Origin of the sequence: Glacieibacterium frigidum (genome assembly GCF_007097155.1) — a bacterium.
In the GTDB taxonomy this organism is placed as follows: Bacteria; Pseudomonadota; Alphaproteobacteria; order Sphingomonadales; family Sphingomonadaceae; genus Glacieibacterium; species Glacieibacterium frigidum.
The window spans coordinates 462,377-482,901 of record NZ_VJWA01000002.1; the positions used below are offsets into that span (position 1 = coordinate 462,377).

The following is a 20,525-nucleotide window of genomic DNA, read 5'->3' on the forward strand; positions in this document are numbered from 1 at the left end:
TCCCTCAGGCGATGTGCACCAGCCCGCCGCCCAACGGCGCCGGCGTCGGATACTCGAGGTCGAGGCCCAGCATGTTCTCCCAATACTCGACCGAGGTGAAGGTGAAGACGTCGAGGACGTGAACCGTCTGGCGACCTGCCGTCGATTCGAGCGTCAGCACCAGGTCGAGCGCGCGGGCTTCGTTGCGCAGGTCGTAGCCATTGGCGGTCTGGCCGGTCGACAGGAAGCCGACCTGTGCGGCGGTCACCGTCACGCCGGCGCCGAACGCCAGGCTGTCGTTGTCGACCCGCAGATAGTCGACGATGATGTCGATCGCGCCGTCGTCGACCTTGTCGAACAGGAAGACGTCGCCGTCGAGCCCGCCGGCGAGCACGTCGTTGCCGTCGCCGCCGATCAGCACGTCGCTGCCCAGCACGGTGACCAGCACGTCGTTCCCGTCGCCGCCGTCGAAGCGCTCGGCGGTGCGGCTGCCGGTGAACACGTCGTCATAAGCCGACCCGATGATCGCCTCGATCCCGCTGAAGCGGTCGCCCGCGGCGTCGCCGGTCGAGCCCCGGAAGTCGATGAGGTTCGCGGTCACGCCCGTGGTCGCGGTCGCATAGCTCGCGGTGTCGAATCCCGCGCCGCCGATCAGGATGTCGGCGCCGGCACCGCCGATCAGAACGTCGTCGCCGCCCTTGCCGTCGATCGTGTCGTTCCCCGCGCGGCCGTCGAAGCGGTCGGCGTCGCCGGCGCCGGTAATCACGTCGTTCCCCGCGGTCTGCGACTGCACCGAATACAGGGTGATGGTATTGCTTATTTCCTGCGCGCTGATCAGCAGGTTCTGCCCCGTCGGGCTGTTCGCGGCCGACACGAACAGGCTCGTCTCGGGCCCCAGGTCCTGCGCGGTCTGCGGCTTGTAGGTGACGAAGGCCGCGTTGGCGGGGTCGGTCACGTCATAGATCATGTAGCCGCCGACGCGCTCCAGCCCGACGAAGGCATAGGTGCGGTCGCCGATCTTGCCGATGGTGACGCCCTCGGGCTCGGGGCCCTTGTCGTCGGAGCGGGTATCGAACGAGCTCGCCGCCGTGCTCTGGTTGCTGTTGAAGGCGGCCGGGGTGTTCGCCGCGATGATCGCCTCGAACTCGCCGCCGGTCTCGCGGACCTTGGTGATGCTTCCGTCGGCCTCCTGCCGGAAGATCGAGATGCCACGCCCGCCCAGCGTCGTAATGACGTCGTAGTCGCCGTCGCCGTCGGTGTCGCCGGTCGTCGTCAGCACGTTGAGGCGGCCGAGATTGGCATCGGCCTTCAGCGCCGCGGCATTGGGGTAGAGGGTCGGGTCGAGGACGTACGACCCGCTGCTCAGGCGGACCGAATCGGCGATGTTGACCCGCGCGTCGCCTTCGTTGGCGGTCACGAAATACTTGACGCCGCCGACCTCGAACGCGGCGATCGCGTCGGGCTGGATCAGGCTCTGGACGTTGGCGTTGCGGATGTTGATCGCCGCGGTGCCGCCGGCGCCGTCGCGGTCGCTGGGGTCGAAGGCGTTGCCCGCGAGGTTGCGGTCGACGGTGCCGAGCGGCTGGATCGACAGCGGCCGGTCGGCGGACGGGTTCGTGAGGTCGATGACCGCGACGCCGTTGACCTCCTGCAGCGTGACATAGGCGAGCGTGCCGTCGGCCGAGACGGTGATGTACTCGGGCTCGATATCGCCCGCCGCAGCCTGGCCCGGCGCGATCGCCAGCCCGCGCGCGCGCAGCGCATCCTCGGTGCCGTTGAGCGAGGCGAACGAGATGGTGTTCGACACCGCCGCATTCGCCGCGCCGCCCGACAGGTCGATGATGCTGACCGAGCCCTGCGCCGACAGCGCCTCGCCCTCGTTCGCGACCAGCAGCTTCTTGCCGTCGGGGGTGAAGGTCACATCGTCGGGCAGGATGCCGACCTGGACGGTCTTGATCAGCGCGTTGGTCGCGGCGTCGAACAGCGCGACGAAGCCCGGCAGGCTGGGGTTGCTGTTCTCGTAACCCACGGCAATCACGCCGTTCTTGACGTCGACGGCGTTGACCCCGCCGGTCAGGTAGCTGGGCAGGCCCGACAACAGGATCGGCGCCTCGTTGGTCAGCGTGCCGTCGGCGTTGATCCGCGCGACATTGATCGAATTGCCCGGGATATTCGTCGCATAGACCTTGCCGTTCTCGTACGCCGAGCTCTCGGCGCCCGGGATCGTACCCGTGATCGAGCCGAGGCGGACGAGGACGACATCGTCGCTCGCCACCGGGGTGGTCACGGAGCCGGCGAGCGACGCCGCGGCGCCGTAGACCGCGATTCCGCCGATGCTCAGCCCGAAGTCATCGTTGACGATCGTCGCCGCCGCATTCGCCGCGCCGATGGTGACCGAGGCGGCGGCGGGGTTGCTGGCGCCGGTGAGCGTCAGCGCAAAGCCCTCGCTCGCCTCGATCGTCGTGTCCCCGGCGATGGTGACGGTGACCGTCGTGGAGGTCGCGCCGGCGGCAATGCTGCCGCTGAACGACGTCGGCAACGTGCCGCCGAAGTCCGCCGCGTCGGTGGTGCCCGCCGCGATGGTGCCCGAGAAATCGAGCGTGCCCGTGGTGCCGCCCGAACGCTCGACGGTGAAGGTGAAATTGCGCGTCCCGGTGTTGCTCTCTGCCTGCGACAGCGCCTGCGAGGCGGCGGTGAAGCCGACCGTCTGGCCGGGCGCCGCCAGCGTGAAGGCGGTCGCGTCGAACGGCACGTCGGGGTCGACGCCGTCGACACCCTGGTCGCCGCCGGCATTCTGCGTCGCGAAGTTCGCGGCATTGGCGAGCGCGGCGGTGTAATCGGCAAAGCTCGTCTGGTTGCTGCGCGAGCCCGAATATTCGACGATGTCGAGGCCGCCCGTGAAGCTGACGGCGTTCACCCCCGCGGTCAGGCCGGTGCCCGCCAGCGTCGCCGAATCGGCCGGGATCTCGAAGCCGTCGGTCGCGATCGCGGCGAGGAAGGCGGTCGGCGCGGTCGCCGAGGTGCCGGTGAAGGCATAGACGATCTCGCCGCCCGCCGCGAAGCCGGTGTTGGCCCCGTCGACGTACTGGACGGTGCCCAGCGCGCTGGTCGGATTCGGCGAGTTGATGGTGTCGATCGTCACCACGGTGCCTGCGGCGATCAGCGTATTGGCGGTCCACGCGAAGGCGGCCTCGCCCGCGTTGAACGCGCTACCGGTCCACTCATTGTCCTGGAAGAAGATCGTCGAGCCCGCGGCGATGTCCTTCAGCGCGACGAAGGCGAGATTGTCGTCGCCGTCGGTGTTCAGCGCGGTGAAGGCGATGTCGCCCGCCGCGAGCGCGGGAATCGCGAAATCGTCATTGACGATGCTGGCGGTCGCAGTCGCCGCCGCCGCGCCGATCGTCGTGGTCACGCCGGCGCCGTTCGAGACGTTGGTCAGCGTCAGCGAGAAGCCCTCGGTCGCCTCGACGATCGTGTCCGCGGCGACGGTCACGGTGACCGTCGCGCTGGTCGCGCCGGCGGCGATGCTGCCGCTGAAGCTGGTGCGGAGAGCGCCGCCGGCATAGTCGGCAGCGTCCGTCGAGCCGGCGGCGATGGTGCCGCTGAAATCGACCTGGCCGGTGGTGCCGCCGGTGCGCGCCACGGTGAAGCTGTAGACGGTGGTCCCGGCGTTGCCCTCGTTCTGGGTCAGGCCCGCGACTGCGAAGCCGACCGACTGGGTCTCGACGCCGCCGGTGGTGAAGGGCGTCAGGCTGAACGGCAGGTCGGGGTTGGTGCCGTCGATCGACTGGTCGCCCGCGCCGTCCTGGGTCAGCCAGTTCGCGGGATTGTTGATGATCGCGCGGTAGTCGGCGAAGCTCGTGGCGCCGGTGCGGTTGCCGTTGAACACCGCGAAATCCTCGCCCGGGTTCGTGCCGCCGTTCGACAGGTCGATCGCGGTCTGGCCGACGACGAGGCCCGTGCCGCTGAGCGTGCCGCCCGACTGCGCAAAGCCGTCGTTGGCGATCGCGGCGAGGAAGGTGGTGGGCGCAAACGCCGCGCCGACATAGGCGTAGACGATCTCGCTATCGCTGCCGAGGCCGCTCGACCCGGTCAACGTCCCGAAATTGCTCGTCGGGTTCGAGCTGAAGCTGTTGATCCGCACGACCGTCCCGGCGGCGATCGACGAGGTCGCGGTGAAGGTGACCTGGCCCTCGCCGGTGTTGAAGGCACTGCCCTGCCACTCCTGGTCGTTGAAATAAATGACCTGGCCCGCGTCGATCGTGTCGAGCGCCACGAAGGCGAGATCGTCGTTGCCATCCGCGTTGAAGCCGGTGAACGCGATCGAGCCGAGACCGAGAGCCATAAGTCCATCCCCTGACTGGTCGACCGGCGGGCCGGCGACTCATTCGTTAACCGGAAAAATATCCGGTCAGGGACGTGCACGCGCTGCGTTATGATTTTGTGACGGTCGTGATCAGTTGAAGCGCTTCGCGACTTCGATCATCGCGAGGGCAGCGCGCGCCGCCTCGCCGCCCTTGTCCTTCTCGGATGCCCGCGCCCGCGCCCAGGCCTGCGCCTCGTTCTCGACCGTCAGGATGCCGTTGCCGATCGCCGCGCCGTCGAGGCTCAGCGCCATCAGGCCGCGGGCGCTTTCGCCGGCGACGATCTCGAAATGATAGGTCTCGCCGCGGATGACCGTCCCGAGCGCGACGAAGCCGTCGAACTCGCCGGTGTCGTGGGCGCGCGCGACCGCCGCCGGGATTTCGAGCGCGCCGGGCACGGTGATCGTCTCATGGGTCGCGCCGGCCGCATCGAGCGCCGCGCGGGCGCCGTCGAGGAGCGCGTCGGCGAGTGCGTCGTAGAAGCGGGCCTCGACGATCAGGATGCGCATTGGGGGGTCCTTTCTGTCACCCTCCCCTTCAGGGGAGGGTCCGAGAGACGCGCGGAACGCGCGGCCCGGGGGTGGGGCTTCGGGTCTAACCCGGAATCGCCTGCTCGCCGACGACGTTCAGGCCATAGCCCTGCAGCCCGACGATGTTGCGGTGCGAATTGGTCAGCAGGATCATGTCGGTAACGCCGAGGTCGACGAGGATCTGCGCGCCGATACCGTAGTCGCGCAGCTCGAAGGGCTCGCCGGCGCCGCGCGCGCGCATCTGGGTGCTGATCGCGTCGGGACGCGCGTCTCGGATGATGACGACAATGCCGGCGCCGGCCTCGCCGACCGCCTCCATCGCGCGCTGCAGCTGCCCGGCCTTGCCGCCGACTTCGCCGAACAGGTCGGTGAACATGCTCATCGCGTGGACGCGGACAAGGGTCGGCTTGCCGGGTTCGATGCGGCCCTTCTGCAGGACCATGTGCTCGGCATATTCGGCCTTGTTGGCATAGGTCTTGGCGGTCCAGCCGCCGCCGTAGATCGACTCGAGCGGGGCCTGCGCGACGCATTCGACGAGGTGGTCGTGGCGCAAGCGATAGGCGATCAGGTCGCGGATCGTGCCGATCTTGAGGCCGTGGGTCGCGGCGAACTCCAGCAGGTCGGGCAGGCGCGCCATCTCGCCGTCGTCCTTCATGATCTCGCAGATCACGCCGCTCGGGTTGAGCCCCGCCAGCCGCGCGACGTCGACCGCGGCCTCGGTGTGCCCGGCGCGAACGAGCACCCCGCCGTCGCGCGCCACCAGCGGAAACACATGACCCGGCGAGACGATATGGGCGGCGTCCTTTCCCGCGTCGATCGCCACCGCGATGGTGCGCGCGCGGTCGGCGGCGGAGATGCCCGTGGTCACCCCGTCGCGCGCCTCGATCGACACGGTGAAGGCGGTGGCGTGGCGGGTGCCGTTGTGCTGCGCCATCAGCGGCAGGCCGAGCGCCTTGACCCGCTCGCTGGCGAGGCTGAGGCAGATCAGGCCGCGGCCGTAGCGCGCCATGAAATTGATTGCGTCGGGGGTCGCCATCTGCGCCGGGATGACGAGGTCGCCCTCGTTCTCGCGGTCCTCGTCGTCGACCAGGATGAACATGCGCCCGTTGCGCGCCTCGTCGATGATTTCCTCAGGGCTTGCCATGACGCGCTGCGGGTGGCGGCCCGACAGATGCGCCTCGAGCTTGCGCAGCGTATCGGCGGTCGGGTTCCAGTCGGGATCGTCGAGGCTGCGCAGCGAATTGGCGTGCAGCCCGGCAGCGCGCGCGAGCCCCGAGCGGCTGGTCACGCCATCGGCGACGAGGCTGCGGACGCGGTCGATCAGGATGCTGCTCATGGGCGGTCTCACACTGCGATGTATGAGGCCTAGTCAGATCACATCATAGTGTCAAACGCATCCGTCCGAGATAGCGCGCCAGCACGTCGATCTCGACGTTGAGCCCGTCGCCCGCCGCCGCGCCGCCCAGCGTCGTCTCGGCAGCGGTATGCGGGATGATGTTGACCCAGAACGCCACGCCGTCGTCGGTATCGGCGACCTCGTTGACCGTCAGCGACACGCCGTCGAGGGTGATCGAGCCCTTGGCGGCGATGAAGCCCGCCAGTGCCGCGGGGGCGGTGAAGCTGAGCCGGGTCGAGTCGCCCTCGGGCGTCACCGACACCAGCCGTGCCACCGCGTCGACATGGCCCGTGACGATATGCCCGCCGAGCTCGTCGCCGACCTTCAGCGCGCGTTCGAGGTTGAGGCGCGCCCCCGCCTGCCAGCGCGGCGCGGTCTTGGAGACGGTCTCCCCCGAGACATCGACCGCGAACCAGTCGGGCCCCTTGTCGACGACGGTCAGGCAGACGCCCGAGCACGCCACCGACGCCCCGATCGGCAGCGTCGCGGTGTCGTACCCGGTCGAAATGCGGACGCGCAGGTCGCCGCGCTGCTCGACGCTGAGGACGGTGCCGATGTCGGTGACGAGGCCGGTGAACATGGCCCGGGCCTAGCGCGTGCGCTCGTACACCTCAAGCACGTCGACGCCGAGCAGCCGGAGCGCCGTCCGCCGCCAGCGGCCATGCGCCGCAGCGAGGTCGGTCAGCCCGATATCGCCCAGCCCGGGCTTGCCGGCGCCGACGAGGATCGGCGCGCGGTAGATCAGCAGACGGTCGACGAGATCGCAGCCGAGGAACGCCGACGCCGCCCCCGCGCCGCCCTCGATCAGCAGGTCGTTGATGCTGTGCGGGAGCGCCGCGATCGCCTCGGGCGATGCGACCGGCGTCCAGCCCGCGGGCGCCGCGCCGTGCGTCAGCAGCAGCCGGTGCGGGCTGCGATCGGTCAGCCCCGGCAGCCGCACGTCGAGGCGCGGTGCATCGGCGTCGTACGTCCCTCGCCCGACGAGGATGCCGTCGCAGCGCGCGCGTTCGAGATGCGCGTGGGCGCGCGCTGCAGGCCCGGTGATCCAGCGGCTCTCCCCGCTGGCGAGCGCGATCGCGCCGTCGAGCGACAAAGCGAGCTTCAGCGTGACGTGCGGGCGGCCGTGCCGCTGCCGCGTCAGGAACCCCGCCATCGCCGCCTTGGCCTCGGCGGCGCGCGCGCCGACCCTGACCGTGATGCCCGCGGCGCGAAGCTTCGCGAGACCCTTGCCGTCGACCGCCGCGAACGGGTCCTGGATCGCCACCACGACCGCCGCGACGCCCGCATCGATCAGCACGTCGGCGCACGCCGGGCCACGACCGGGGGCGGCGCAGGGCTCGAGCGTCACGTACGCCGTGGCCCCGCGCGCCGCGTCGCCCGCCTGCGCGACTGCCATCGCCTCGGCATGCGGGCGGCCCGATGGCTGCGTCCAGCCGCGCCCGACGACGCGCCTATCGGCCACGATTACGCAGCCGACACACGGGTTCGGTGCCGTCCGCCCGCGCCCGCGCTCGCCGAGCGCCAGCGCCGCCCCCATCCAGCGTTCGTCGTCGGTCATGCCCCCGGCATAGCCGCGCGCGTCAGTCCTGCAAGCGGAAGGTCACCGGCACGTCGCGCGTCGCCTCGACCGCGACGCCGTTGTCCATCGCCGGCACGAAGCGCCACTTCGCCAGCGCACGCTTCAGCGCCGCATCGTCGAGCCGCGCGAAGCCGCTCGACCGCGCGATGCTGGCGCCCGTAACCCGGCCGTCGGCGCCGATGACGACGCGGACGAGCACCGTGCCCTCCTCGCCGTTGCGCTGCGACGCGGGCGGATAAGGCGCCTCGAAATCGCGGGCGTAGCGCGGATCGAGCGCGGCGCGGCGGGTGATGCCGGTCCGGGCGGGCGGCTCGACGATGGCGATGACGGGCTCGTCCCGGCCCTCGCTCACCGCGCTGCCGCCGGTCGTGGCGGTGGCGGTGGCGGTCCCTTCGACGACGTCGCGAACCGGCGTGACGACCGTCTCGAACTCGGGCCGGTCGACGGTGACGGCGATCGGCTGCTCGATCGTCCGGGGCTCGACAGTGCGCGTCGGCGGCGGCGGTGTGTCGACGATGTTGCGCGCCTCGAACGGCGTCGGATCATTATACACTGTAGCGATACCGGTGGCCGCCAGCGCGAGCGCGACCAGCCCGGCGTGGACGGCGATGGTGACGACGAGACCCGTCGAATTGCGCGACGAAGCATTTTGGGCGAACTGCATGACCGACCCTCCTAGGGGACAAGTGCCACGCGTCCTCGCCGGACTTCCGCCGTGTCGACGACGCTAATGCGAAGCTATCACATCTGGGGCGGAATGATATGGTCGACTAAGGTCGAACCCTGGGGTGGGCCCTAGCTGATCCGGTCCTTGGGCGAGGCGGCGACGTAGCGGTCGTATTCGGCCTGCGCGAGCTTGCGCTTCTCGGGCGGCAGCGTCGCGATATAGGCGCGCGACTCGGCAAGCTTCGCCTCGAGCTGGGCCTTGTCGCTGGCTCGCGTTTCGAGCGCATCCTCGCGGTCGCGCTTCGCCGACCAGCTGTCGACGAAGATGATCACCGGATCGGGGCGCATGTAGTTGGCAGGCCGCCCGGCGAAGAAGGCGGCAGCGATGGCAACCGTCGCGAACACCGATCCGCCGCCCACGAGGATGCGGCGGCGGCGGACTTCGGCCGGGCTCGGGGCGAGAAACGACATGGCTACTCCGTCGGGGTCAGCGACGAAGATAGGTCGCGCGCGCGGACTTCGCCAGCCTCCAGCCGGTCGAGTGCGGCGTCGCGCCCGATCAGCGGCAGCAGCGCCGCCATCTCCGGGCCATGGTCGCGGCCCGTCAGCGCGCGGCGCAGCGGCGCGAACAGCGCACGGCCCTTGCGCCCAGCGGTCGACTTCAACGCGCCGGTCCAGGCGTGCCAGACATCGCCCTCCCACGGCAGCGCGGCGAGGGCTGCGCGCGCCTGCGCCAGATAGTCGGCGTCCTCCGAAGCCGCCTCGGGCACGACCGGCCCGGCGATCACCGCCCACCAGTCGGCGGCCTCGGCCACGCTGCCGAGATTGCCGCGCACCGCGTCCCACGCCGCAGCACCCATGGCGGGCGGCAGGCGATGCGCGAGCGTCTCGAAGGGCAGCAGGTGGAGCGTACGGCCGTTGAGCAACGCGAGCTCGTGCGGGTCGAAGCGCGCCGTCGCCCGCCCGAAATGCTTGAGGTCGAACCCGGCGACGAGGTCGCGCACATCCGCCACGGGCACCACCGGTTCGCTCGTCCCGAGCCGCGCGAGCAAGGCCAGAATGGCCTGCGGCTCGACGCCCTGGTCGCGCCACTGGTCGACGCCCTCGGACCCCAGCCGCTTCGACAGCGCCGCGTCCGCCCCGGTCAGCAGGGCGAGGTGCGCGAGGCGCGGCGGCTCGGCCCCCAGCGCCGCGAACATCTGCAGCTGGACGCCTGAATTGGTGACATGGTCCTCGCCGCGCGCGATCAGCGTGACGCCGAGGTCGATGTCGTCGACCACCGACGGCAGCATATACAGCCAGGTCCCATCGGCGCGCCGCACGACGGGGTCGCTGAGCGATGCAGGATCGACCCGGCAGCCGCCGCGCACCGCGTCGTCCCAGACGATCGGCCCGTCGTCGAGCCTGAAGCGCCAGTGCGGCGCCACGCCCTTGGCGGCGAAGCGCGCATGGTCGGCATCGGTCAACGCCAGCGCGGCGCGGTCGTAGACGGGCGGCTTGCCCTGCGACGCCTGCACCTTGCGCTTCATGTCGAGTTCGTGCGCCGTCTCGTAGGCGCGGTACGCCCGGCCCTGCGCCGCCAGCCGCTCCAGCGCCGCGTCATAGAGCGCGAACCGCTCCGACTGGCGCACCGTCACGTCGGGCGTCAGGCCCAGCCAGTCGAGATCGTCGTGGATCGCCGCGACGTACCGCTCCTCGCTGCGCGCGACGTCGGTATCGTCGATCCGCAGCACGAACCGCCCGCCGGCAGCCCTTGCGGCAAGCCAGTTGACCAGCGCGGTGCGGACATTGCCGGCATGGATGCGCCCCGTCGGGCTGGGGGCGAAGCGGGTGACCGTCACAGCGCCAGCCCGACCGCGACCCCCACCGCGAGCACCGCGGCGCCCGCCAGCCACGGTATGACGATACGCGCGCGGATGGGCACTTCGGGCAGCGGCTCGTCGATCGGCGCCATCGGCGGCGCGGCCCCCGTCACCGGCACGCGGTCGACGAGCTGGCGCAGCACGCGCGGCAGCTGCGACAGCGCGCGCAGGTTGAGCACGAGACTGTCCGCCAGCCGCGCCTCCGGCCCCAGCTCGTCGCGCATCCAGTCGCGCACGAAGGGCTCGGCGACCTCCCACATGTTGACTTCGGGATCGAGGCTGAGCGCGACGCCCTCGACCATCACCATCGTCTTCTGGAGCAGCAGCAGATGCGGCTGCACCGCCATGTCGAAGCTGCGCGTGATACCGAACAGCCCGTCGAGCAGGTTGGCGATCGAGATGTCGCGCGCCGCAAGGCCGCGGATCGGCTCGCCCACGGCCCGCAGCGCCGTCGCGAACGCGCCGACGTCGTGATGCGCGGGCACGTACCCCGCCTCGAAATGGATTTCGGCAACGCGCTTATAATCGCCGGTCAGCAGGCCGTAGAGGATCTCCGCCAGGTACACCCGTGCACGCCGGTCCAGGCGACCCATGATGCCGAAATCGACCACCCCGATCCGCCCGTCGCGGAGAACGAACAAATTCCCCTGGTGCATGTCGGCGTGGAAGAACCCCTCCGCGATCGCTTGCCGCAGGAAGCTGCGCACCAGCGTCCCCGCCAGCGCGCGCCGGTCGATGTCGAGCGCCGCGACCGCCGCGACGTCGGACAGCTTGACCCCGTCGATCCAGTCGATGGTCAGGATCTTGCGCGTCGTCCGCGCCCAGTCGATGCCGGGCACCACGAAGCCGGGTTCGGCCTGCATTGCCTCGGCGAGTTCGGATGCGGACGCCGCCTCGCGCCGCAGGTCGAGCTCGGTCAGGCTCCACGCCTTGAAGCTCGCGATGACCGCGCGCGGGCGCAGGCGGGTAGCTTCGCCCCCCAGCTTCTCGACGCGCGCCGCCGCCCATTCATAGGTGTCGATCGCCGCGACGAAATCGCGCTCGATGCCCGGGCGCAGCACCTTGACCGCGACCGCGCGGCCGTCGGTCGTTACGCCGCGGTGGACCTGCGCGATCGACGCCGCGCCGACTGGGACGGGGTCGATGCTCGTGAACAGCCGCTGCCACGGCCCCTCGAACGCCTCGTTGAGCGCCGCCTCGATGCGCTCGAAGGGTACGGGGGGCAGGTTGTCCTGCAGGCGCGCGAGGTCGTGCGCGGCGGCCGCGCCGATCAGGTCAGGCCGCGTCGCGAGCGCCTGGCCCAGCTTGATCGCGGCGGGTCCGATCGCCTCGAAGGCTTTCGCATAGCGCGGCTCCTTCGGCGCGAAACTGCCGAAGCGCGCCGCCCAGGCAAGCCGCCGCAGCATCGGCGGCGCGTTGCGGTCGCCTTCGATGCCGCGCAGGGCGCCGTGGCCGCCCAGCGTCCGGCCCCAGCGGGCGAGGCGCAGCAGGTGCGTCGCGGCGCTGGTCACACCTTCCAGCCGCTGTGGATCGCGACTAGCCCGCCCAGGATCGGCCGCGCGCGAACCTGCGCGAAACCCGCCGCCTCGATCATCGCGGCAAACGCCGGCATCGGTGGAAAGCGCCGGATGCTCTCGATCAGATAGCGGTACGACGCCTCGTCCTTGGCGACGTACCTGCCGATCTGCGGGACGAGCTTTTCCGAATATTCGTCGTAGACCTTGCCGAAACCCGGCCACTCGGTGGTGGAGAACTCCAGACAGAAGAACCGCCCGCCATAGCGCAGCACCCGGTGCGCCTCGCGCAGCGCGGCGGGGATATCGGTGACGTTCCGGATGCCGAAGGCGATCGTGTAGGCATCATAACTGGCGTTCGGCGCAGTCAGCGTCTCCGCATTCTGCTCCTGCCACACCAGCCCCGTCAGCCCGCGCTTGGCGGCCCGGTCCATGCCGACCTCGAGCATCGCGGGGTTGATGTCGGCCACCGTCATGTCGGCGCCGCGCGCCGCCATGCGGAAGGCGATGTCGCCGGTGCCGCCCGCCATGTCGAGGATCTGCTCGCCCGCTCGCGGCTTCACCATCCGGACGAACTCGTCCTTCCAGCCGCGGTGCAGCCCGCCCGACATCAGGTCGTTCATCAGGTCGTAGCGCCGCGCCACGCTGGCGAACACCTGGCCGACCCGCGCGGTCTTCTCCTCAGGCAGAACCTGTTCGTACCCGAAGCTGACTGTCTCGCTCATGGCTGCGCGTCTAGCCGAGGGTTGGCAGGGGGGCAAACCGGCCATAGGACGCAGGCCATGCCCGAACTTCCCGAAGTCGAGACGACGGTGCGTGGCCTCCGCCGCGTGCTCGACGGGCGGCGGCTGGAGCGGGTCGAGCTGCGGCGGCCCGACCTGCGGCGGGCGTTTCCGGAAGGGCTGGTGCAGCGGCTGGTGGGAGCGCGGGTGACCGGGCTCAGCCGCCGGGCCAAATACGGGCTGATCGCCACCGACCGCGACGATAGCTTGATCTTCCACCTCGGCATGTCGGGGCGGATGCGGCTCGATCCCGACGAGATTGAAAAGCACGACCATGCGGTGTTCACCACCGACGACGGGCATGTCGTGGCGTTCAACGATGCCCGGCGCTTCGGGTCGCTCGACCTCTTGCCGACGGCCGAGCTGGAGTCGTACCCGGCGCTCGCGGCGCTGGGTCCAGAGCCGCTGGGGGTCGACCTGACCGACCATCTGCGCGCCGCCTTCAAGGACCGCGCGGCGCCCGCCAAGGCGCTGCTGCTCGACCAGCGCGTCGTCGCGGGGCTGGGCAATATCTATGTCTGCGAGGCGCTCAACTGCGCGCGCATCCACCCTGCCCGGCTCGGCGGGCTGGTGCCGGCGGCGAAGATCAAGGCGCTGGCCGAGGCGATCCCGGCTGTGCTCGAGGACGCGATCGCGGCCGGCGGCTCAACCTTGCGCGACTTCGCCCAGGTCGACGGCACGCTCGGCTATTTCCAGAAGTCGTTCAGGGTGTATGGCCGCGAGGGCGAGCCCTGCCCGCGCGATGGTCGCCCGATCAAGCGCATCGTCCAGTCGGGGCGATCGAGTTTCTTCTGCAGCTGGTGCCAGAGGTGAGTGTCATGACCTACGAAACCATCATCGTCGCGACCGAAGGCCGCGTCGGCGTGATCACGATGAACCGCCCAGAGGCGCTGAACGCCCTCAACCACCGGCTTACCAGCGAGATCGGCACCGCGCTAAAGGCGTTCGACGCGGATGAAGCCATCGGCTGCATCGTGCTGACGGGTGCCGGCAAGGCCTTCGCCGCAGGCGCCGACATCAAGGAGATGGCGCCCAAGTCTTTCGCCGATGTCTACGCCGAGGACTTCATCACCGCGACGTGGGAGGCGCTGACGGTCACGCGCAAGCCCGTCATCGCCGCGGTCAACGGCTTCGCGCTGGGCGGCGGGTGCGAGTTCGCGCTGATGTGCGACACCGCCTTCGCTGCCGACACCGCGAAGTTCGGCCAGCCCGAGATCAAGCTGGGCGTCATCCCGGGCGCCGGCGGCACGCAGCGCCTGACGCGCGCGGTCGGCAAGGCGGTCGCGATGGACATGATCCTGACCGGGCGGATGATCGACGCCGCCGAGGCGCTGCGCATCGGCCTCGTCGCGCGCGTCTACCCTGCCGACGAGCTGATGGCCGAGACGATGAAGGCGGCGGCGCAGATAGCCGGCTATGGCCTGCTCTCGGTGCTCGCGGCCAAGGAGGCGACGAATCGCGCCTTCGAGACGACGCTGGCCGAGGGCGTGCGCTTCGAACGCCGGCTGTTCCACGGCCTGTTCGGCACCGCGGACCAGAAGGAAGGCATGGCGGCGTTCGTCGACAAGCGCGCGGCGGGCTTTACCCACCGCTGAAATAGGATATCGTTCCGGCCATGCGCACAGCCTGGCTCGCGAGTCTGATCGTCCTTGGCGTCGCGGGGTGCGGCGAGCGCGGCAGCCAGACCGAAGCCGACAGCGCCGCGGTCATGTCCGAGGCGGCGCCCGCACCCACGGCGGGTGGAGCACCCGCTGCTCGGGCCAGCGCCGCCGATGCGGCACCAGCCTCGGTCGCGCTGCCGCAGATCGCCTATGACTATGACTTCACCCTCGAACTGCCCGCCGCCGCGGTCGTGCCGCTGTTCGAGCGCCACCGCCGTGCCTGCGAGGCGGCCGGCCCCGCGCGCTGCCAGATCGTCGGCGCCGGGACCGAGACCGTCGGCGGGACCGACACCAGCGCGACGCTCGAACTTCGCGCCGAGACCGGCTGGCTCGCGGCCTTTCGCGGCCGGCTGGCGGGCGACGCCGGCGCTGCCAAGGGGCGGATCGCGGCGTCGAGCACGACGAGCGAGGATTTGGGGCGGACCATCTCCGACAGCGCCGCGCGGCTTCGCGCGCTGACGACGCTGCAGGGGCGACTCGAGACGCTGCTCGCGACGCGCAACGGCAAGCTCGCCGACCTGCTCGAGATCGAGCGCGAACTGGCGCGCGTCGGCGGCGAAATCGATGCGACGCGCAGCGCACTCGCCGACATGCGCGGCCGCGTGTCGCTGCCCAAGGCGACGATCGTGTATCGCCCCGACAGCCTGGCGGTGGCGGGCGCGAACGCCGGTGGCGGCCTGCCCGGCAGCCTGTTCGCGGTCGCCTCGCAGAGCCTGTTCCTGCTGCTCAACCTGCTCGCCGCCGTCCTGCCCTGGGCGGTGCTGCTCGCGGTTCCCGTCTGGCTGCTCGTCCGCGCACGCCGCGCCCGCAAGCGGCGGGTTGACGAAACCCCGCCGCTTCCGTAGGGACCGCGCCTTCGTGCGGGGCCTCGCGTCCCGTGCTCATGCGTCGGTTTGGTCCGATGCGGACCAGACAAGACGAACCGAGGACGAGAATGGCCAATACGCCGCAAGCTGAAAAGCGCATCCGCCGCAACGACCGCCGTGCCGAGATCAACAAGGCACGCGTCAGCCGCATCCGCACCTTCGTCAAGAAGGTCGAATCGGCGATCGACGGCGGCAGCAAGGACGCAGCCGTCGCCGCTTTCGCAGCGGCGCAGCCGGAAATGATGCGCGGCGTGTCGAAGGGCGTGCTCCACAAGAACACCGTTGCGCGCAAGCTGTCGCGCCTGTCGAAGCGGGTCGCCGCGCTCGCTTGAGTTTTGTGACGGACCGGTGACGAAATCGTCGCCGTAACGCCACCGCAACGTACAGGGCCTCCCGAGTCGGGGGGCCCTTTGCGTTTGGAGTTAACAACTTAGATTGTGCGCGGAGGCGCCCGCAGCGACTCGGCTGTCACGCGACTGTCACAGGGACGTCATTCTAAAACAGCCACTTGGCGGCCTTTCGGGGCAAATCACGCATTTGCGTGTCAACGGATTTATTTCGAAATCTTGATCCGGCGAGGCCTTTACGCGCCTTTTCACGGGTGCTTTATGTTGCGTCCGGCCCAGCGCCGGCCGGGGGTTTTCTCCCAACTGATTCGGATTGATCTAGTCGACCCAGGATGACGCATGTCGTTATCTGGGGCGGCGAAGTAATGTCCGGTTCGCACGGGAGAATAGCTCGAAACATCGTCGGTTCGGCGCGGGGGCGTCGATTTGACGTGGACCCGGCTGGGTCGCCGGGTGTTGATGCGGACGGTCTCGACGACTTCGGTCAGCGCGGCTCGACAAGACGGCGTCGCGCTTCGACGCGGCGAAAAACTGGGGGAGTGACCGGCAGTGAGTTTGGGTGCGATGCGGAGCGAGACGGTGGCACGGACGGCCGGTACGCCGGTGCGGACGGGCCGCTACGACGCGTCCCCCGCGCCGCGCGCCGCCGCCTTGTTCAGTTCCGACCGCCGCGCCGACGACGCCGCCGGACCGTCGGCGGTCTGGACGCTGATCCAGTCGGCGCTGCGCGCCGAAATCGGCGACGCGAGCTATGACACTTGGCTGCGCCCGGTCGGCTTCGTCGGCATCGACGGCGACACCGTGCGACTCGCCGCGCCCAGCCACTTCCTCGCCGACTGGGTGACGTCGAACTTCCTCGAGCGGCTGCGCATCCTGTGGGGCGCACATCGCCCGGGCATCCGCCACGTCGCGCTGAGCGTCGCCACTGTTACCGCCGCCCCTGCCCTGCCCGACGCGGCGCCCGCGCTGGCGCACCCCGCCGCCGCGTGCATCGGCCTGCCGCTCGAGCCGCGCTACAGCTTCGAGACCTTTGTCGTCGGCAAGTCGAACGAGCTTGCCTACAACGCCGCGCGGACGCTGGCGGAGGGCGGGCCGATCAGCTTCAACCCGCTGTTCCTCCACGGCACCACCGGGCTGGGGAAGACCCACCTGATGCACGCGATCGGCGGCGAGCTGCGCGCGCGCGAGCCCAACGCCAAGGTCGCCTATCTGTCGGCCGAGAAATTCATGGTCGAGTTCCTCGCCGCACTGCGCGCCAAGGACACGATCAGCTTCAAGCAGCGGCTGCGCTCGGTCGACCTGCTGATGATCGACGACGTCCAGTTCATCGCCGGCAAGGAATCGACGCAGGAAGAATTCTTCCACACGATGAACGAGATCATCAGCGCCGGTAAGCGCCTGGTGATCACCGCCGACCGGTCCCCGCAGAACCTCGAGGGCATCCAGGAGCGGATCCTCAGCCGCATGGCGTGGGGCCTCGTCGCCGACATCAACGCGGCAGACTACGAGCTGCGCCTCAACATCCTGCACACCAAGGCGGCCGCGATGCCGGGCAGCGCGGTGCCGCAGGACGTCATCGAGTTCCTGGCGCGCAAGATCACCTCGAACGTCCGCGAGCTGGAGGGCGCACTCAACCGCGTCGTCGCCTACGCCCGCCTCGTCGGCAAGCCGGTGACGATCGACTTCACGCGCGAGACGCTGGCCGACCTGCTGCGCGCGCACGAGAAGAAGGTGACGATCGACGACATCCAGCGTCGCGTCGCCGAGCATTACGGCCTGAAGCTGGGCGACATGCTGTCGGCCCGTCGCGCGGTCGAAGTCGCGCGGCCGCGCCAGGTCGCGATGTACCTCGCGAAGAAACTTACCCCCCGCTCGCTCCCCGAGATCGGCCGCCGCTTCGGCGGGCGCGACCACACGACGGTCATGCACGCGGTCAAGCGCATCGACGAACTGCGCGCGAAAGACCCCGAGCTGGACGGGGATGTGGCGCTGCTGTCGCGGATGCTGGACAGCTGAGCGCGGCGCGCGCGGATAGCGAAATTTGCCCTTCGGCGAATCTCGTCTTCCGCCGACTCGCGCGAAAGCCGGCCGGCGGGTCGGCCCCTGCCGAACCCGACCGACGGCGCGGCTTTGCCGCGACGCTGCCCTCCCCTATTGCAGGGTCGGTGACCCCCGCCACCCGTGCCATCCTGTGGATGATCCTGTCGTGCGCCGCCTTCGCCGCGCTGTGGACGTGCATCCGCATCGCCAGTGCCGACCTGCACCCGTTCGCGATCGTCGTGGCGCGCAACCTGTTCGGGCTGATGTGGCTGACCCCGATGCTGCTCGCCAATCCCGGCCTGCTGCGCCGCGACCGGCTGCCGATCCACCTGCGCCGCGCCGCGTCGGGCGTCATCGCGACCTTCGCGACCTTCTACGCGGTCGCGCATCTGCCGCTCAGCACGGCGCTGGCGATCAACTATACCGCGCCGCTGTTCGCGACCATCGGCGCGGTGTTCTTCCTGGGAGAGCGCATCGCGTGGCGGCGCATGGCGGCGCTCGCGGTCGGGTTCACGGGCATGCTGATCGTGCTCCACCCCGGCACCACGCCGTTCAGCGCGGGGCTGCTCGCGGCGCTCGTCTCGGCGCTGACCACCGCCTTCTCGATCATCGCGATCAAGAAGCTCGTCGGCGCCGACGACGCACGCGCGGTCGCGGCGTGGAGCTTCGTGCTGACGCTGGGCCCCTCGCTGGTCATCGCCGCGCCCTTCGCCAGCGTACCGCCGGCGCATGTCTGGCCCATCCTCGTGCTGCTCGGCGGCTGCGCGGCGCTGGGCCAGTACGCACTGGCGCAGGCCTTCCGCCATGCCGAGGCGAGCGCGATCATGCCCTATGATTTCGTGCGCTTCGGGCTGATCACCGTGGCGGGCATCGCGCTGTTCGGCGAGGCGGTCGACGCGCGTACGTTGATCGGCGGCGCGGTCATCGTCTCGGCGACGATCTACCTCGCGATCCGCGAGAGCGTCGTGGCGCGCAGCCTCAAGCCCAGCGCCTCGCCCGATACGTGACTTGAAGCCACGCGCGCGCTAGGCATCGGAAAACCCTGGGGAGAGCGACGATGAAGCTGAGCGGCTGTGCGGCGGTGGTGACGGGCGGGGCATCGGGGCTCGGCGAGGCGACGGCGCGCGCGCTGGCCGCCGAGGGCGTCAAGGTCGCGATCTTCGACCGTGACGAGACCAAGGGTCCGGCGGTCGCAGACGCCATCGGCGGCGTGTTCTGCAAGGTCGACGTGACGAACGACGAATCGGTCGATGCGGGCTTCGCCAAGGCGCGCGAGGCGCACGGGCAGGAGCGGATCCTGATCAACTGCGCGGGCGTCGGCAACGCGGTGAAGACCGCCAGCCGCGACAAGATCACCGGCGCCGCCAAGCACTTCCCGCTCGATGCGTTCAACATGGTGGTGCAGATCAATCTGATCGGCACGTTCCGCTGCATCGCCAAGTCGGCGGCGGGGATGCTGAGCCTGGAACCCATGGACGACGGCGAGCGCGGTGCGATCGTGAACACCGCGAGCGTCGCGGGCGAGGACGGGCAGATGGGCCAGGCGGCCTATTCGGCGTCGAAGGGCGGCGTCATCGGCATGACCCTGCCGATCGCGCGCGACCTGATGAGCGAGGGCATCCGCGTCAACACGATCCTGCCGGGCATCTTCTCGACCCCGCTGATGAACGCCGCGCCCGACAACGTGAAGGCGGCGCTGGCGGCGTCGGTGCCCTTCCCGAAGCGCCTCGGCCACCCGCACGAGTACGCGTCGCTGGCACTGGAGATGTGCCGCAATTCCTACTTCAACGGCGAGGATGTCCGGCTGGACGGCGCGATCCGGATGGCGCCGCGTTGATGCGCGCGGCTCTGCTGCTCGCACTGATCGCCGCGCCCGCGCTGGCGCAGGTGCCGCCCGCCGAGCTGGGGTCGCGCTACGTCCCCGCGCCGTGGTTCATGCGCGAGCCGGTGATCGCCTCGCAGGGCTATGTCCGCACCGAGGTGCCCGCCAACCGCGCGCGCTTCGGGGTGCGCTTCAGCGCAGTCGAGAAGACCGCCGCGGAGGCGACCACCGCCGCCACGACCAAGGCCCGCGCCCTCGACCAGGCCCTCGCCGCGCTGGGCATCGAGCGCGTCCGCCTGACCACGACGCTCAACACCCGGCCGCTGTACGAACAGTACCGCGAGAAGGACGGCACCCTTGTCGACAACCAGCGCGCCGACAAGATAGACCGCTACGAGGTCACGGTTCAGCTGTACGTCACGGTGCGCGACATCGCCGTGCTGGAGCGCGTCTATCGCCTCGCGGTCGCGGCGCGGCCGACGGCGATCGACGGCGTGCAGTTCAACCTCGAGCCCGACAATGCCACCAAGACCTGGCTGCAGGGGGAGGCGGCGCGCGATGCCCGCAAGCGGGCGCAACTGTCGGCCGAGGCGGCGGGTGCACGACTCGGCGGCGCAAAGGTCATCGATCCGTCGGGGGGCGTCTGCGAAACGCAGGTACTTGCGGGCTGGCCGAGCTATGTCGGCAGCAATCAGCCGACCGATGTCGAGGTCAGCGGCAGCCGTATGATGGCCCCTCCCCCACCCCCACCCCCGCCAGCGCCGCCCCCGCCGCCCTCGCTCCAGCAGCAGGCCGAAAACGTGCAGGTGACGCTGCAGCCGCCGCTCAGCCAGCTGACCGCCAGCGCCTGCGTGATCTACGCGTTGCTGCCCTGAAAGATTGACTTGGGTTAGGTCCCGCGCGAGGCTGGCGCATCAATCCGGGAGGTCACCGTGGCGCACGTGTTCGAGATCACCAAGGACAAGAAGGGCGAGTTCCGCGTCCGCTTCAAGTACAACGCCGAGACGATGTTCACGACCGAGGGCTACAGCTCCAAGGCGTCGGCCAAGGCGGCGATCGAGTCGATGAAGAAGAACGGCCCCGGCGCCGAGGTGGTCGACAGCAGCGACGGCTGAAC

At 70.0% G+C, this 20,525-nt stretch carries 19 protein-coding genes; 9 read left to right on the forward strand and 10 right to left on the reverse strand.

Annotation, left to right across the window (positions count from 1 at the left end; all coding sequences use genetic code 11):
- Nucleotides 1–4: 4 nt before the first annotated feature.
- From FMM06_RS11740 to FMM06_RS11785, 10 genes are all read right to left on the reverse strand, one after another.
- Nucleotides 5–4,324: a choice-of-anchor I family protein gene (locus tag FMM06_RS11740; protein ID WP_144237582.1), complete on the reverse strand. Its 4,320-nt coding sequence runs from the start codon at nt 4,322–4,324 to the stop codon at nt 5–7.
- A 111-nt stretch (nt 4,325–4,435) separates the two neighbouring features.
- On the reverse strand, nt 4,436–4,852 hold the full coding sequence (gene ribH / locus FMM06_RS11745; protein WP_144237583.1) for a 6,7-dimethyl-8-ribityllumazine synthase: 417 nt from the start codon (nt 4,850–4,852) through the stop codon (nt 4,436–4,438).
- 85 nt (nt 4,853–4,937) lie between these two features.
- Nucleotides 4,938–6,209, reverse strand: coding sequence for a 3,4-dihydroxy-2-butanone-4-phosphate synthase (ribB, locus tag FMM06_RS11750; protein ID WP_144237584.1), 1,272 nt, complete (start codon nt 6,207–6,209; stop codon nt 4,938–4,940).
- Between the two features lie 43 nt (nt 6,210–6,252).
- Nucleotides 6,253–6,849, reverse strand: a complete 597-nt coding sequence (locus FMM06_RS11755; protein ID WP_144237585.1) for a riboflavin synthase — start codon at nt 6,847–6,849, stop codon at nt 6,253–6,255.
- Between the two features lie 9 nt (nt 6,850–6,858).
- Nucleotides 6,859–7,827 carry a bifunctional diaminohydroxyphosphoribosylaminopyrimidine deaminase/5-amino-6-(5-phosphoribosylamino)uracil reductase RibD gene (ribD, locus tag FMM06_RS11760; RefSeq protein WP_144237586.1) on the reverse strand — a complete coding sequence of 323 codons (969 nt, stop codon included), beginning with the start codon at nt 7,825–7,827 and terminating at the stop codon, nt 6,859–6,861.
- Between the two features lie 22 nt (nt 7,828–7,849).
- Entirely contained in the window at nt 7,850–8,512 is a 663-nt protein-coding gene (locus FMM06_RS11765) for an energy transducer TonB (protein ID WP_144237587.1), read from the reverse strand.
- A gap of 131 nt (nt 8,513–8,643) precedes the next feature.
- Entirely contained in the window at nt 8,644–8,985 is a 342-nt protein-coding gene (locus FMM06_RS11770) for a hypothetical protein (protein ID WP_144237588.1), read from the reverse strand.
- A 2-nt stretch (nt 8,986–8,987) separates the two neighbouring features.
- Nucleotides 8,988–10,355, reverse strand: a complete 1,368-nt coding sequence (locus FMM06_RS11775) for a glutamate--tRNA ligase (protein WP_144237589.1) — start codon at nt 10,353–10,355, stop codon at nt 8,988–8,990.
- Nucleotides 10,352–11,887 carry a 2-polyprenylphenol 6-hydroxylase gene (gene ubiB, locus FMM06_RS11780; RefSeq protein WP_144237590.1) on the reverse strand — a complete coding sequence of 512 codons (1,536 nt, stop codon included), beginning with the start codon at nt 11,885–11,887 and terminating at the stop codon, nt 10,352–10,354. The genes FMM06_RS11775 and ubiB overlap by 4 nt, the downstream gene beginning before the upstream one ends.
- A complete protein-coding gene (locus FMM06_RS11785; RefSeq protein ID WP_144237591.1) occupies nt 11,884–12,615 on the reverse strand; it encodes a class I SAM-dependent methyltransferase in 732 nt (243 codons plus the stop codon). Before FMM06_RS11785 ends, ubiB begins: the two co-directional genes overlap by 4 nt.
- Nucleotides 12,616–12,672: 57 nt before the next feature.
- On the opposite strand from FMM06_RS11785, the gene mutM reads away from it, so the two are divergent.
- From mutM to FMM06_RS11830, 9 genes are all read left to right on the forward strand, one after another.
- On the forward strand, nt 12,673–13,485 hold the full coding sequence (mutM, locus tag FMM06_RS11790) for a bifunctional DNA-formamidopyrimidine glycosylase/DNA-(apurinic or apyrimidinic site) lyase (RefSeq protein ID WP_144237592.1): 813 nt from the start codon (nt 12,673–12,675) through the stop codon (nt 13,483–13,485).
- Nucleotides 13,486–13,490: 5 nt separating this feature from the next.
- Complete coding sequence (locus tag FMM06_RS11795; protein WP_144237593.1) at nt 13,491–14,267, forward strand: enoyl-CoA hydratase; 777 nt, start codon at nt 13,491–13,493, stop codon at nt 14,265–14,267.
- Nucleotides 14,268–14,287: 20 nt separating this feature from the next.
- Nucleotides 14,288–15,178 (forward strand): DUF4349 domain-containing protein, encoded by an 891-nt coding sequence (locus FMM06_RS11800; RefSeq protein ID WP_144237594.1) that lies wholly within the window; start codon nt 14,288–14,290, stop codon nt 15,176–15,178.
- A gap of 89 nt (nt 15,179–15,267) precedes the next feature.
- Nucleotides 15,268–15,531, forward strand: a complete 264-nt coding sequence (gene rpsT, locus FMM06_RS11805) for a 30S ribosomal protein S20 (RefSeq protein WP_144237595.1) — start codon at nt 15,268–15,270, stop codon at nt 15,529–15,531.
- 666 nt (nt 15,532–16,197) lie between these two features.
- Entirely contained in the window at nt 16,198–17,562 is a 1,365-nt protein-coding gene (gene dnaA, locus FMM06_RS11810) for a chromosomal replication initiator protein DnaA (RefSeq protein WP_235889370.1), read from the forward strand.
- Between the two features lie 149 nt (nt 17,563–17,711).
- On the forward strand, nt 17,712–18,593 hold the full coding sequence (locus FMM06_RS11815) for a DMT family transporter (protein ID WP_144237596.1): 882 nt from the start codon (nt 17,712–17,714) through the stop codon (nt 18,591–18,593).
- 50 nt (nt 18,594–18,643) lie between these two features.
- Nucleotides 18,644–19,423: an SDR family NAD(P)-dependent oxidoreductase gene (locus FMM06_RS11820; RefSeq protein WP_144237597.1), complete on the forward strand. Its 780-nt coding sequence runs from the start codon at nt 18,644–18,646 to the stop codon at nt 19,421–19,423.
- On the forward strand, nt 19,423–20,283 hold the full coding sequence (locus FMM06_RS11825; RefSeq protein ID WP_144237598.1) for an SIMPL domain-containing protein: 861 nt from the start codon (nt 19,423–19,425) through the stop codon (nt 20,281–20,283). The genes FMM06_RS11820 and FMM06_RS11825 overlap by 1 nt, the downstream gene beginning before the upstream one ends.
- Before the next feature lie 57 nt (nt 20,284–20,340).
- Nucleotides 20,341–20,523, forward strand: a complete 183-nt coding sequence (locus FMM06_RS11830) for a YegP family protein (RefSeq protein ID WP_144237599.1) — start codon at nt 20,341–20,343, stop codon at nt 20,521–20,523.
- Nucleotides 20,524–20,525 lie beyond the last annotated feature (2 nt).